Raw genomic sequence first — 13,490 nt, 5'->3', positions numbered from 1 at the left:
CATCACGGGGGATCACGAACCTCAGGAGGGTCCGATGGCCTATCGGTGGACCAACAGATTGACACGCGCAGACGCCACACCCGAGGCGCTGTTTCTGAACCGGCGGCAGCTGATGGCCGGCGCGGCCGCGGGCGCAGCCCTCGCAGGCATGGGTGGCGCGGCGCAGGCTGAGGAGGCGTTGGAGCCGAATTCCTGGGAAGACATCACGCAATACAATAATTTCTATGAGTTCGGCACCGGCAAAAGCGACCCGGCGACCTATGCCTCGGCGCTGACCACCGACCCGTGGAGCATTGAGATCGACGGGTTGGTGGAGCGCCCTGGGACCTACGACTTCAAGGACATCATGGCCGAGATGACGGTGGAAGAGCGGATCTACCGCTTTCGCTGTGTCGAGGCCTGGTCGATGGTGATCCCGTGGAACGGGTTTGAGCTCGCCGATCTGCTGGAGATGGCGGGCGTGCAGGAGCAGGCCAAATACGTGCGGTTCGAAACACTCTACCGTCCCGAGGAAATGCGCGGGCAGGCCAGCCGCTTCATCGACTGGCCCTATGTGGAAGGGCTGCGGCTCGACGAGGCGCTGCATCCGCTGACGATCATGGCGACCGGCATCTACGGGCGCACGATCCCGAACCAGAATGGTGCGCCGATCCGGTTGGTTGTGCCGTGGAAGTACGGCTTCAAATCGATCAAGTCGATCGTGAAGATCACGCTGACCGATGAGCAGCCTGTCAACACGTGGCAGGCCCTGCAGGCCAACGAGTACGGCTTCTTTGCCAATGTGAACCCGGAGGTGGACCACCCCCGTTGGAGCCAGGCGACCGAACGCCAGATCGGTGGCGGGCTTTTCTCCAAGCGGATCCCGACGCTCATGTTCAACGGGTATGAAGAGGAGGTCGCGAGCCTTTACGATGGCATGGACCTCACGCGCTTTTACTGAGCGAAGACCACCTGATGCATCACGCGGCCCGGCAGCAGGGTGAAGGCGCCGGCGCCGACCAGCGCAATCCAGAACAGTTGACGCATTGTTTTCCGATGTGCCGTAATGTTGCCGCGCCGGGCGTCACGGATGCCGGATGCCACGCCGAACAGGGTGTAGACGGACAGAAGATGGATGGCGCTGAAGGGACCGAAATGGCGGATGTCATGTATCCAGAAGCTCGACAGGGCGACCAGCACCATCAGGCCGACCCATATGTAACCGCAGACCCGGTGCGTCGGGCTGCCCTTGGGCAACAGCAGTTGCACTATGCCGAGCGTCAGCGCGGTGAACGCACCGAGCGCATGGGCGATGATGATGGCGCTCGATTGAAAGAGTGGTGTGAGTGACATGTGCGGGACCCGGCAAACGGCTTCGAAAGACGCGGCGCGATGAGTATAGCATCGAAATTGTCCTGGACCGACCGGATCAACGGGGTTGTGCGCAAGGTGCCGACCTGGCCGCTCTATATACTATACCTGCTGCCGGTGCCGTGGCTGCTCTATCTGGCGCAGACCGGGGGTTTGGGACGCGAACCGATCAAGGCGCTGGAACATGAGCTGGGCGAGATCGCGCTGCAGCTTCTGATCTTTGGCCTCTGTATCACACCGCTGCGGCGATACCTGGGGATCAACCTCATGAAGTTCCGCCGGATGTTCGGGCTGCTGGCTTTTATATATGTGACGCTGCACCTGCTGGTCTGGCTGGTGCTGGACGTGGGCATCCTCAGCCAGATCTGGGCGGACATTCTCAAGCGCCCCTATATTACCATCGGCATGCTGGGCTTCGTCTTGCTCGTGCCGCTGGCGGTGACCTCGAACAATTGGTCGGTGCGCAAGCTGGGGCCGGCGTGGCGGACCCTGCACAAGCTGGCCTATGTGGCTGCGATCCTGGGGGCGGTGCATTACATCATGCTGACGAAGGTTTGGGCCATTGAGCCGCTGGCCTATCTGGCCGTGATTCTGGGGCTGCTGGCGCTGCGCCTGCCGAAACGCCGCCAAAAGCAGACCGCCTGAAGGTTTGACGGCTGTCGCGCGCGTCAGGCGACTCGTTTTTTGACCATTTGGACGAATCTGGCCGTGAGATGTGCATGGTTCGCCCGTGATTCACGCGATTGAGGCCACGAGTCGGCCCTGATTTGGCCCTGAAACCCGCGAGTCTTGGGGATAGGTCTGTGGATAACGCTATATGTAGCGAAAGGGCCGTATTCCTTTACCCGCCATAAACGAAAGAAAGCTGCGAGAGGGGGTCAATTCTCGAAATTTTTGGTAAGCAAGTGGCTGTTTTCAAAGGAAAAACAAGAAAGATGTAAAAAAAATGACGTTTTGCGAAAAAAGGGCTTGCGGGTCCCCGCCACTAACCGTAGAACCCCCCTCACCGGCGGCGCTGAGACGCACCGACGGGGCGCCAGACGGGCGGGACAGAGCGGAAACGCAACGAACCGAGACGAGACGCAAGACTAAAAACCAGAGGTAATCGAGGCGGGGCGCGCCAAAGAAGTTAGGGCGCACACTGTTGTTTTTGTCTCTACGCTCTTTGAAATTGAGAATATCTGAAGAGATATGTGGGCGGTTTGGTTCATTCGATGGATCAACGTCTGTATATCGCGCTCTTAGACCATGCGGTCGATGATAGAGTGTCAGCTTCACTGTTTGGACGGTTTCTTGTTTTCTTATGAAAACCTGAAGCACAACAAACAGATGACTATTGGATATGTTCCGCCCAGGCCGGGTGGATCAAAACATATCCAGTGATGTGCAGAGGTTCGAACGTCAAGGATAAGCTCGCAAGAGCTTTTCAACTTGAGAGTTTGATCCTGGCTCAGAACGAACGCTGGCGGCAGGCCTAACACATGCAAGTCGAGCGCACCTTCGGGTGAGCGGCGGACGGGTGAGTAACGCGTGGGAATATGCCCTTCTCTACGGAATAGCCTCGGGAAACTGAGAGTAATACCGTATACGCCCTTCGGGGGAAAGATTTATCGGAGAAGGATTAGCCCGCGTTAGATTAGATAGTTGGTGGGGTAACGGCCTACCAAGTCTACGATCTATAGCTGGTTTTAGAGGACGATCAGCCACACTGGGACTGAGACACGGCCCAGACTCCTACGGGAGGCAGCAGTGGGGAATCTTAGACAATGGGCGAAAGCCTGATCTAGCCATGCCGCGTGAGTGATGAAGGCCCTAGGGTCGTAAAGCTCTTTCGCCAGGGATGATAATGACAGTACCTGGTAAAGAAACCCCGGCTAACTCCGTGCCAGCAGCCGCGGTAATACGGAGGGGGTTAGCGTTGTTCGGAATTACTGGGCGTAAAGCGCACGTAGGCGGATCAGAAAGTTGGGGGTGAAATCCCGGGGCTCAACCCCGGAACTGCCTCCAAAACTATTGGTCTAGAGTTCGAGAGAGGTGAGTGGAATTCCGAGTGTAGAGGTGAAATTCGTAGATATTCGGAGGAACACCAGTGGCGAAGGCGGCTCACTGGCTCGATACTGACGCTGAGGTGCGAAAGTGTGGGGAGCAAACAGGATTAGATACCCTGGTAGTCCACACCGTAAACGATGAATGCCAGTCGTCGGGCAGTATACTGTTCGGTGACACACCTAACGGATTAAGCATTCCGCCTGGGGAGTACGGTCGCAAGATTAAAACTCAAAGGAATTGACGGGGGCCCGCACAAGCGGTGGAGCATGTGGTTTAATTCGAAGCAACGCGCAGAACCTTACCAACCCTTGACATCCTGTGCTACTCCCAGAGATGGGACGTCCACTTCGGTGGCGCAGTGACAGGTGCTGCATGGCTGTCGTCAGCTCGTGTCGTGAGATGTTCGGTTAAGTCCGGCAACGAGCGCAACCCACATCTTTAGTTGCCAGCAGTTCGGCTGGGCACTCTAAAGAAACTGCCCGTGATAAGCGGGAGGAAGGTGTGGATGACGTCAAGTCCTCATGGCCCTTACGGGTTGGGCTACACACGTGCTACAATGGCAGTGACAATGGGTTAATCCCCAAAAGCTGTCTCAGTTCGGATTGGGGTCTGCAACTCGACCCCATGAAGTCGGAATCGCTAGTAATCGCGTAACAGCATGACGCGGTGAATACGTTCCCGGGCCTTGTACACACCGCCCGTCACACCATGGGAGTTGGTTCTACCCGACGACGCTGCGCTAACCTTCGGGGGGCAGGCGGCCACGGTAGGATCAGCGACTGGGGTGAAGTCGTAACAAGGTAGCCGTAGGGGAACCTGCGGCTGGATCACCTCCTTTCTAAGGATGTTTCTAGAAGTGATGTTCGCATCACTCGTGAAACACTTAGCAAGATCGGCAATCAAAGCCGGTCAAATCAAAAGGACCGAGCCGTCCTCATATCTCTTCAGCCAGGTTATCGCGACAGCGATGACCGTCGTCGCGACAGTTGATTGCATCGCAATTGACGAGAGCGTTTTGCGGCCCTCTCGGCATTTGCTCTGCAAACGCCTCCCGGGCTACGTCGATTTTGCTTTGCAAAATCAACTGGGTCGGTAGCTCAGGTGGTTAGAGCGCACGCCTGATAAGCGTGAGGTCGGAGGTTCAAGTCCTCCTCGACCCACCAAACCTTTTGGGGCCTTAGCTCAGCTGGGAGAGCGCCTGATTTGCATTCAGGAGGTCAGCGGTTCGATCCCGCTAGGCTCCACCATATCCCACCGATTAGATCGCTAAGCACTTCAAAGTGCTTCGCCGTCCAATCGGACGTCGGATGGCTTCGGCCATCATCTTTTACATCGTTTAGAGAGATACAGTTACTTTAAGAGCAATCTTAAAGTGACAATCAACACTGTTTGATCCTGCCGAGTAAGGCGGCGATCTCAGTTCGGTCTTCTTCGGAAGAGGTCCTTGGCACGAGTGCTTCCTCGCTCTGTCTTGGGTATCCCGGCTGAAACGAACAGAGTTGTCCAAGTCAAGTACACTAACCTAAGGTTCATCCAAACGACATCGGATGAACCGGGAAAGTATGCTTTTGGTTCAGAATAAGGGCGTTGGTTTCTTACCAGCTTCCAGCGCCACGATTGACGCAAGTCTTTCTTTTTCTGGATCAAATCAAGCGCGAAAAGGGCGTTTGGTGAATGCCTTGGCAGTAAGAGGCGATGAAAGACGTGATACTCTGCGATAAGCCGTGAGGAGCTGAGAATAAGCTTTGATCCACGGATCTCTGAATGGGGCAACCCACCTGATACTGTGTTATTATTGATCCCTCGGGGTCAGCTAATAATGCGGTAAAACAGGTACTTACAACCTGAATACATAGGGTTATAAGAGCAAACCCGGGGAACTGAAACATCTAAGTACCCGGAGGAAAGGAAATCAATTGATACTCCCCTAGTAGCGGCGAGCGAACGGGGACCAGCCGAGCCATGATTGTGGTTAGAATGCGTTGGAATGCGCAACCAGAGTGGGTGATAGTCCCGTATAAGAAGCATGATTGGACGTATTAAGTAGGGCGGAACACGTGAAATTCTGTCTGAAGATCGGAGGACCACCTTCGAAGGCTAAGTACTCCTTACTGACCGATAGTGAACCAGTACCGTGAGGGAAAGGTGAAAAGCACCCCGACGAGGGGAGTGAAACAGTACCTGAAACCGAACGCCTACAATCAGTCGGAGCTTGACTGGAGTTCAATTTGGATGTCATTGGAAGCGTATGAAAACATTCGCTTCCGTACTGACTTTCGCCCTGGCTACATCGCCAGTCCTTGCCGATGAATATGTCATTGGTCTGGGCGTGGATGATGTGCTGGACCAAACCGATACACAGGCCGTTGCCCTGGTCATCGAATACCATGCAGACCCGTTCTTTTCGGGACAGACCGCATCGTATGCGCTGGCAGGAGCCGGTCAGGTCGATGATGATGGCGACATCTTCATCGGTGTTGGCGTTCACGCCACATGGTCCATCGGTGGAGGCCCCTGGTTCGTAGAAGGCAGCTTCATGCCTGGCTACTACGACGAGGGCACGGGCGGGAGCCCGCTGGGTGGCAACCTGCAATTCAGATCCCTGATCGGTATTGGCTACACGCTGACCGACAGCAGCCGGATCTCACTTGCGATCGACCACAAATCCAACGCGGATATCGAAGATACAAACCCTGGTGGTGAAACGCTGGCGGTACGGTATACCTTTGATTTCTGAGCCATATCCAAATTGATCTCCAGTCTTGTGACGGCGTACCTTTTGTATAATGGGTCATCGACTTGGTCTCACGAGCAAGCTTAAGCCGTTAGGTGTAGGCGCAGCGAAAGCGAGTCTTAATAGGGCGTCGAGTTCGTGGGATCAGACCCGAAACCGAGTGATCTAGGCATGGCCAGGTTGAAGGTACGGTAACACGTACTGGAGGACCGAACCCACATCCGTTGAAAAGGATCGGGATGAGCTGTGCCTAGGGGTGAAAGGCCAATCAAACTCGGAGATAGCTGGTTCTCTGCGAAATCTATTTAGGTAGAGCGTCATCCGTATACCCTCGGGGGTAGAGCACTGGATGGGTAATGGGGCCCCACAGGCTTACTGATCCTAACCAAACTCCGAATACCGAGGAGTACTAGATGGCAGACACACGGCGAATGCTAACGTCCGTCGTGGAGAGGGAAACAACCCTGACCTACAGCTAAGGCCCCTAATTCATGGCTAAGTGGGAAAGCAGGTGAGACGACCAAAACAACCAGGAGGTTGGCTTAGAAGCAGCCATCCTTTAAAGATAGCGTAACAGCTCACTGGTCTAAATAAGTTGTCTTGCGGCGAAGATGTAACGGGGCTCAAGCCATGAGCCGAAGCTTAGGATGCGTTTATCGCATGGTAGCAGAGCGTAGTGTGACATAATTCCATGTCTCCTTACTCCCTTCGGGGATATTGGAGACGCGGAGTTTTCTGTGAAGCCGGCGCGTGAGCGATCCGGTGGAGAGATCACTAGTGAGAATGATGACATGAGTAGCGACAAACAGTGTGAGAGACACTGTCGCCGAAAGTCCAAGGGTTCCTGCTTAAAGCTAATCTGAGCAGGGTAAGCCGACCCCTAAGGCGAGGCCGAAAGGCGTAGTCGATGGGAATCAGGTTAATATTCCTGAGCCAGATGGAAGTGACGAATTGCGAAGGTTGTTCATCCTTATCGGATTGGATGGGCCGCTCAGCAGTTCCTGGAAATAGCTCCATCATGAGATCGTACCCTAAACCGACACAGGTGGACTGGTAGAGAATACCAAGGCGCTTGAGAGAACGATGTTGAAGGAACTCGGCAAAATACCTCCGTAAGTTCGCGAGAAGGAGGCCCAGTTTCTACGCAAGTATTGGCTGGGGGCACAAACCAGGGGGTGGCGACTGTTTATTAAAAACACAGGGCTCTGCGAAGTCGCAAGACGACGTATAGGGTCTGACGCCTGCCCGGTGCCTGAAGGTTAAAAGGAGAGGTGAGAGCCTTGAATTGAAGCCCAGGTAAACGGCGGCCGTAACTATAACGGTCCTAAGGTAGCGAAATTCCTTGTCGGGTAAGTTCCGACCTGCACGAATGGCGTAACGACTTCCCCGCTGTCTCCAACATCGACTCAGCGAAATTGAATTACCTGTCAAGATGCAGGTTTCCCGCGGTTAGACGGAAAGACCCCGTGCACCTTTACTACAACTTCACACTGGCATCAGGCCAAGCATGTGCAGGATAGGTGGTGGGCTTTGAAGCGTGAACGCCAGTTTGCGTGGAGCCTCCCTTGAGATACCACCCTTGCTTTGCTTGATGTCTAACCGCGGTCCGTTATCCGGATCCGGGACCCTGTGTGGTGGGTAGTTTGACTGGGGCGGTCGCCTCCTAAAGCGTAACGGAGGCGCGCGAAGGTTGGCTCAGAGCGGTCGGAAATCGCTCGTTGAGTGCAATGGCAGAAGCCAGCCTGACTGCGAGACTGACAAGTCGAGCAGAGTCGAAAGACGGCCATAGTGATCCGGTGGTCCCGAGTGGAAGGGCCATCGCTCAACGGATAAAAGGTACGCCGGGGATAACAGGCTGATACTGCCCAAGAGTCCATATCGACGGCAGTGTTTGGCACCTCGATGTCGGCTCATCTCATCCTGGGGCTGGAGCAGGTCCCAAGGGTACGGCTGTTCGCCGTTTAAAGAGGTACGTGAGCTGGGTTTAGAACGTCGTGAGACAGTTCGGTCCCTATCTTCCGTGGGTGTAGGATACTTGAGAGGAGTTGCCCCTAGTACGAGAGGACCGGGGTGAACGATCCACTGGTGGACCTGTTGTCGTGCCAACGGCAGTGCAGGGTAGCTATGATCGGACAGGATAACCGCTGAAGGCATCTAAGCGGGAAGCCCCCCTCAAAACAAGGTATCCCTGAGAGCCGAGATAGACCATCTCGTCGATAGGCCGGAGATGTAAGCATGGTAACATGTTCAGTTGACCGGTACTAATTGCTCGATAGGCTTGATTTGATCCAGTAGAAGAGAGATTTTCTATTCGTATCAAAAGCATACGCACACTATACAGTTGTACGTGACTTGGACATGTTGTTCCTAAAATGGACAAGGGGCGAGAACGCGCATCTTCGATACGCTGCCTCCCGCTCGTTGTGTTTTGCTTTCGCAAAACGACAACGCAGAGGTTTTTCATGGTTTGGTGGTCATAGCGAGAGCAAAACACCCGGTCCCATCCCGAACCCGGCCGTTAAGTGCCTTAGCGCCGATGGTACTGCGTCTTAAGGCGTGGGAGAGTAGGTCACCGCCAAACCTAGTAAAACCTCTGTTTCGTATCTCTCTTTCGATGTTTTTGGCCTAGAAGAGCGTTCCACGCGGTAGGCCGCAGCAGTTGTCGCGGGATGGAGCAGCCCGGTAGCTCGTCAGGCTCATAACCTGAAGGTCGTAGGTTCAAATCCTACTCCCGCAACCAACTCTTTTTAAAGCGCCCTTCGGGGCGCTTTTGCGTTGGTGCATTGGGGCTAGATGGTTGTCGCAGCGAAAGTCCTCGGTGCATTGCTCATTGAAGAGCTTCACATCCTTCCATATCTACGCCCTCCTGAAAAACTGCCGCGACGCTTGTCATTCCCTCTGCGGTGGCCTGCAGTCCGGCGCCAACATCGGCGGCGATGGCAGTGACGGCCGTCGGCGCTGGCGTGTCTGAGACGGAACCCGCTTGTACGCAGCACGTTTCGTCGACATAGCAGTCGGCACTTCCATCGTCTGTGTCATCGCTGTCATTAGTCTTTTCGAACGGCAGACCAAATCAGCCGATCTCATGAGGCAATCATCTGGCGTCGGGCCAAGCTCCAATACTAGTCGACTTGCACCATGGCGTTCCGCACCCAGCGGGTCACCTGAACCTCCGCGCGTATCCGGAAACCGAGTCGCTCGTAGAGCGCGATGGCGCTGTGGTTGCTGGCATAGGCGTGCAGGAAAGGGCGCTCGCCGCTTGACATGATCCGATCCGCCATCTGCCGCACGAGTTCCGCTCCCAGCCCCTTGCCTCTGTGCGCCGGGGTCACACAGACGGCGCTGATCTCTGTGTGCCCAGGCAGCCGGAGGCGTTGCCCGGCCATGGCGATCAGCGTGCCCTCGTGCTTGATCCCGACAAACTCCCCGAGGGTGTGGGTGCGCCGTTCGAAAGGCCCCGGCTGGGTTTGTTCGGCCAGCGCAAAGATCTGATCGGCGTCGTCCTCTCCCAACACCTCAATCTGATGCGTATTTTTGGGTGCTGCAGGGTTGATGCCAATCATCTGGACGCCAGGCACGTGCAACTCGGGCAGAAAGAGCCGTGCTGCGATCGGCGTCTTGGTCTCCATCGTCACGACCGGGGTGCCGCGCTGCCAGATCAGAGCCATGAAGTCGAGTTGGTCTTGGGGCGCCGACCCGGCAGCCGCGGCCAAGGGGCCGATCTCGGCCGGGAATGCGCGCGCGCTTCCGACGGATGTCGATATGTCCGCCAGTCGGGTCGAAAGCGCCGCCCAGATGGGGCGGTCAAGCAGAGCGGTATCCGCCGAGATACGGGTGTGCTTGGTCATGGTCTTCTCCTGTCTCGCATGGGGCAAAAAATCGGGGCGCTCTGCGCGCCCCGATCCGTCAGGTGCGAATGATGACTTCCAGATACGCGCTGGGGATGCGCAGCGACCCATCTTCGGCGGTGTTGAACCGGTCGATGAGCGCCAGCATGTCCGCCTCGAGCGCGTCCTGCCCGGCCTCGTCGAGCGCGGCGAAGGCCTTGTGCACAGGGCCGTAGAGCCGACGGAAGAGGTCAACAAAATGGGCGGGCGTGCGGTAGCGGAAGACGAAGTTCGATGGGGTGCAGCTGATGTTGGCCGCGTTCGGGAACAGCTCTGCAAGGGCGGCTTCATCCCCCCAAAGGGCAGGTGACCGTACACCGGGCGGCGGTGCAATATGCCGGCCCAACGTCTTGAAGAGCTCACCGATGAACCCATCGGGCGTCCAGTTTGCCATGCCGATCAAGCCGCCCTGACGAACAACCCGCGCCATTTCGGCCGCCGATTGCGCTTGATTGGGCGCAAACATCACCCCGAAGGTGGACACGACCGCATCGAAGCGATTGTCCTCGAAAGGCAGGTCTTCCACATCCGCAACCGCGAAGGTGACATCGGCGGCTTCTGCCTCGGCACGCGCGCGGCCTTTCTCCAGCAGATCGCCGACGTAGTCTGTCGATGTGACGGCGTGAAAGCGGCGCGCGAAAGCGAGGGTCGCGTTGCCGTTGCCTGCCGCCACATCCAGCACCTCGGCACCGGGGCGCAGATCGAGGGCTTCGGCCAGATGCTCTCCGACAATCTGAAGTGTCGCGCCAACAACGGCATAGTCACCCGAGGCCCAGGCCGCGTTCTGCTTGGTTTTGATCGCCGCGTAGTCCGGCGTGATATCTGTTTGGATCGTCATGGAAATCTCCTTTTTGACGCAGTTTGGAATGTGCGACAAAGATCGCGCAGCTGGCGCCAGGATGCTTGAAGATTAGCTGAGGATTTGATGCGGAAGCTTTGTGTTTTCAGGCACATCGCCTACGGTCGCCATATGAAGTGGGGGTTTGGGAACTACGTACTCGATTCGCGACGCGCTGAGCTGAGCGGGCCCGATGGGCCCGTGCACATTGAGCGCCAACCGCTGGATGTGCTGGTTCATCTCATTTGCAATTCGGATCGGGTGGTGTCGCGCGATGAGTTGATCGAGCGGGTCTGGAACGGTCGCTTCGTGAGCGACGCCACGGTATCGACCGCGATCAAGCAGGCGCGGAAGGCCGTAGGCGATACCGGTGCGGCACAGGATGTGATCCGCACCGTGCATGGTCGTGGCTTTCGCTTCGTCGCCGAGGCGGCGGAGGTCGGCGCGCGTCCCGCCAAGGCAGCCCCTGCGCCCTCTCCGGCGCGGTCCTTTGATGCTGCGGGCATTGGCCGACCGACGCTCGCAGTCCTCCGTTTTCAACCGCTGAGCCATGATCGGACCGCGACTCATCTCGCCACGGCGGTCCCTGCGGAATTGGTCTCGAGCCTATCGCGGGTGCATTGGCTGCATATGATTTCCCGCGGCTCCTCTTTCCGCTTCGATCCGGCAGAGGCCGAGCCGCAACAGATCGGCGCACAACTCGGGGTACGGTATCTTGTGACCGGCGTGGTCGAGGTGCTGGGCGGGCAGGTCAGTCTGGGCATCGAGCTGCTGGCCACCTCGGATGGCGCCCTGATCTGGTCGGACAGGTTCACCGCAGATTTCGCCGATATTCAGTTTGGCAGGTCCGAGATCGTGTCCTCGATCATCTCCGCGCTTGATCTGCAAATCCCCAAACATGAGGCGGATGCGTCTCGGCATTTGTCGGAGGCCGAGTTTGACGCGTGGTCGCACTATCATCTTGGGCTTGCGCATATCTTTCGCTTCAATTCCGACAACAACCTCATCGCGGCCAAGCATTTTGATGCGGCAATCGAGCTGGACCCGTCGTTTTCCCGGGCCCACTCCGGCAAGTCTTTCGTGCATTGGCAGAACGCCTTCATGCAATTTGGCGATGACCGGACGGCATTGCTGGCCCGGGCGTCAGAGGAGGCGGAGATCGCGATCTCGATCGATCCGAATGATCCCTTTGCTGCGTTCAATTGTGGGCGGGCGAGATGGTTGGAAGGGGACTTGGGCGCCGGGATGATGTGGCTTGACCGGGCGTTGCGCATCAACCCGAATTCTGCGCAGGCCCACTACAACCGGGGTCTGCTGCAGGTGATGGAGGGGGTGCCATCCGAAGGGCGCGCCGCCTCCGAGATTGCGCTGTCGCTCAGCCCGCTTGATCCGCTGGTCTATGCGATGCACAGCACTCAGGCGATGGCTGCCATTCTCGAGGATGACTACGAGACGGCCGCGCGTTTGGCCGAGACCGCCGTGCAGGCGCCCGGGGCGCATTTCTATATCAAGATGATCGCAGCGGTGGCCTGCGCGCTCAATGGCAACCAGCAGTCGGCGGAGCGCTGGCGGGATCGCGCCCGCGCGATGCGCCCTGACGCCTCGTCACGCATGTTCTTCCAAGCCTTCCCCTATGGTCGTACGGCGGATCGGGCAAAGCTGGAACGGGCTCTGCGGGAGCTGGGGTTTACCTGAGTGCGCCGGGGAGGTGCTGGATCCGACGGCGTCTGGTCGTGGCCAGGCACCATCTTTTATCTTGGTTTGTCATAGGGATATCGGTGGGGGGCGCCCCGATGTCTGCTCCGGGACGCCGCCCCACTCGTTCTTGATTTACGCCGCGAGATTGGCCACGTCCAGTTCGTGGGATTGGTCATGTGCGGCCTCAAGGCATTGCAGGATCAGGTCATTGACCTCTGCCGGATGTGTCAGGGGTGCCATGTGGTCGAAGTCTGGAAAGACACGCCGCTGCGCCTGGCGGTACGCGGCCAGCATCCGATCGCTGATTGTGCCGATGGCGTCGGGAGATCGGCCACCACAGAGCAGCGTCAGCGGCCCCTCATAGGTCCGGCACCGCGGTGTCCAGTAGCCCGAGGTCAGTTCAGCGAAATCACGTAAGACCGTGCCCGCTTGCGCTGCCAGCTTGCCGCGCTTGGTCTCGGGCAGAGTGTCCCAGGCGCCGGGGGCCGCCCAGTAGGACATGAAGGGTGCCATCACATCGGCCCCCTCGCGACCAGCCACGGACTGTCTGAGATTATCCAGCCCGGGGGGAAGGAAAGGCCCCGCCGCCGTGGACGGCGGCACAACCGGGTCGAACAAGACAACGGAACGGACCCGCTCGGGCCAAGTGTTCGCGATCCAAATGGCGATGGCGGCGCCGAAGGAATGCGCGACCAGATCAAAGTGCTCGGCGATCCTCTCGACAATGCTGCGCATGACCTGCGCGCGGTCGCACCGCGCCGCATGACCTGTCAGGATACCATAGCCTGGAATATCCGGCGCGATGACCTGCCGCGTGCCGATCAAGGCGTCCTCGAGCGCGCGCCATTGTCTGCCCGCGCTGGCCGATCCGTGAATTGCCAGAAGCGTGGCGGGTGGTGTGTCAAAATCTTTCATGAAACCAATCCTTTAAATC

At 57.5% G+C, this 13,490-nt stretch carries 7 protein-coding genes, 3 tRNA genes and 3 rRNA genes; 9 read left to right on the top strand and 4 right to left on the bottom strand.

Going from position 1 to position 13,490, the window contains the following annotated elements; all coding sequences use genetic code 11:
- The first annotated feature begins 34 nt into the window (after positions 1-34).
- The gene (gene msrP / locus ACVC7O_RS19275) at positions 35-940 is read left to right on the top strand and encodes a protein-methionine-sulfoxide reductase catalytic subunit MsrP (RefSeq protein WP_458323733.1); all 906 of its coding nucleotides are present in this window, start codon (positions 35-37) and stop codon (positions 938-940) included.
- Here msrP and ACVC7O_RS19270 read toward each other — a convergent pair.
- Positions 934-1,332 carry a DUF2306 domain-containing protein gene (locus tag ACVC7O_RS19270; RefSeq protein ID WP_458323732.1) on the bottom strand — a complete coding sequence of 133 codons (399 nt, stop codon included), beginning with the start codon at positions 1,330-1,332 and terminating at the stop codon, positions 934-936. The two genes, msrP and ACVC7O_RS19270, sit on opposite strands and share 7 nt — an antisense overlap.
- A gap of 39 nt (positions 1,333-1,371) precedes the next feature.
- Here ACVC7O_RS19270 and msrQ point away from each other — a divergent pair, with 39 nt between their 5' ends.
- The 7 genes from msrQ to ACVC7O_RS19235 all read left to right on the top strand — a co-directional run bounded on the left by msrQ (position 1,372) and on the right by ACVC7O_RS19235 (position 8,873).
- Positions 1,372-1,995, top strand: coding sequence for a protein-methionine-sulfoxide reductase heme-binding subunit MsrQ (gene msrQ / locus ACVC7O_RS19265; protein ID WP_458323731.1), 624 nt, complete (start codon positions 1,372-1,374; stop codon positions 1,993-1,995).
- A 782-nt stretch (positions 1,996-2,777) separates the two neighbouring features.
- Positions 2,778-4,237, top strand: a 16S ribosomal RNA gene (locus tag ACVC7O_RS19260).
- A 248-nt stretch (positions 4,238-4,485) separates the two neighbouring features.
- Positions 4,486-4,562: transfer RNA gene (locus tag ACVC7O_RS19255), tRNA-Ile, on the top strand.
- An 8-nt stretch (positions 4,563-4,570) separates the two neighbouring features.
- Positions 4,571-4,646: transfer RNA gene (locus tag ACVC7O_RS19250), tRNA-Ala, on the top strand.
- 399 nt (positions 4,647-5,045) lie between these two features.
- Positions 5,046-8,419 (top strand): 23S ribosomal RNA (locus tag ACVC7O_RS19245).
- 180 nt (positions 8,420-8,599) lie between these two features.
- A 5S ribosomal RNA gene (gene rrf / locus ACVC7O_RS19240) occupies positions 8,600-8,714 on the top strand.
- The 16S, 23S and 5S rRNA genes sit together here with 3 tRNA genes alongside, the layout of an rRNA operon.
- Before the next feature lie 82 nt (positions 8,715-8,796).
- Positions 8,797-8,873 (top strand) — tRNA-Met (locus ACVC7O_RS19235).
- Between the two features lie 382 nt (positions 8,874-9,255).
- Here ACVC7O_RS19235 and ACVC7O_RS19230 read toward each other — a convergent pair.
- Both ACVC7O_RS19230 and ACVC7O_RS19225 read right to left on the bottom strand, forming a co-directional pair.
- Positions 9,256-9,981: a GNAT family N-acetyltransferase gene (locus ACVC7O_RS19230; protein WP_458323730.1), complete on the bottom strand. Its 726-nt coding sequence runs from the start codon at positions 9,979-9,981 to the stop codon at positions 9,256-9,258.
- A gap of 58 nt (positions 9,982-10,039) precedes the next feature.
- Positions 10,040-10,858 (bottom strand): class I SAM-dependent methyltransferase, encoded by an 819-nt coding sequence (locus ACVC7O_RS19225; protein ID WP_458323729.1) that lies wholly within the window; start codon positions 10,856-10,858, stop codon positions 10,040-10,042.
- A 132-nt stretch (positions 10,859-10,990) separates the two neighbouring features.
- Here ACVC7O_RS19225 and ACVC7O_RS19220 point away from each other — a divergent pair, with 132 nt between their 5' ends.
- Positions 10,991-12,553: a winged helix-turn-helix domain-containing protein gene (locus tag ACVC7O_RS19220; RefSeq protein WP_458323728.1), complete on the top strand. Its 1,563-nt coding sequence runs from the start codon at positions 10,991-10,993 to the stop codon at positions 12,551-12,553.
- Positions 12,554-12,688: 135 nt separating this feature from the next.
- Here the strand turns inward: ACVC7O_RS19220 and ACVC7O_RS19215 are convergent, their stop codons facing one another.
- Positions 12,689-13,471, bottom strand: coding sequence for an alpha/beta fold hydrolase (locus tag ACVC7O_RS19215; RefSeq protein WP_458323727.1), 783 nt, complete (start codon positions 13,469-13,471; stop codon positions 12,689-12,691).
- Positions 13,472-13,490 lie beyond the last annotated feature (19 nt).

The sequence above is a fragment of the Roseobacter cerffii genome, from assembly GCF_054226325.1.
Note: the sequence above shows the minus strand (reverse complement) of the source record. Positions and strands in the feature narration are given on the sequence as shown.

Bases quoted from the DNA above. Each gene is read 5' to 3' on its own strand.
- msrP (WP_458323733.1), top strand. From the start codon at position 35: ATGGCCTATCGGTGGACCAACAGATTGACACGCGCAGACGCCACACCC.
- ACVC7O_RS19270 (WP_458323732.1), bottom strand. From the start codon at position 1,332: ATGTCACTCACACCACTCTTTCAATCGAGCGCCATCATCATCGCCCAT.
- msrQ (WP_458323731.1), top strand. From the start codon at position 1,372: ATGAGTATAGCATCGAAATTGTCCTGGACCGACCGGATCAACGGGGTT.
- ACVC7O_RS19230 (WP_458323730.1), bottom strand. From the start codon at position 9,981: ATGACCAAGCACACCCGTATCTCGGCGGATACCGCTCTGCTTGACCGC.
- ACVC7O_RS19225 (WP_458323729.1), bottom strand. From the start codon at position 10,858: ATGACGATCCAAACAGATATCACGCCGGACTACGCGGCGATCAAAACC.
- ACVC7O_RS19220 (WP_458323728.1), top strand. From the start codon at position 10,991: ATGAAGTGGGGGTTTGGGAACTACGTACTCGATTCGCGACGCGCTGAG.
- ACVC7O_RS19215 (WP_458323727.1), bottom strand. From the start codon at position 13,471: ATGAAAGATTTTGACACACCACCCGCCACGCTTCTGGCAATTCACGGA.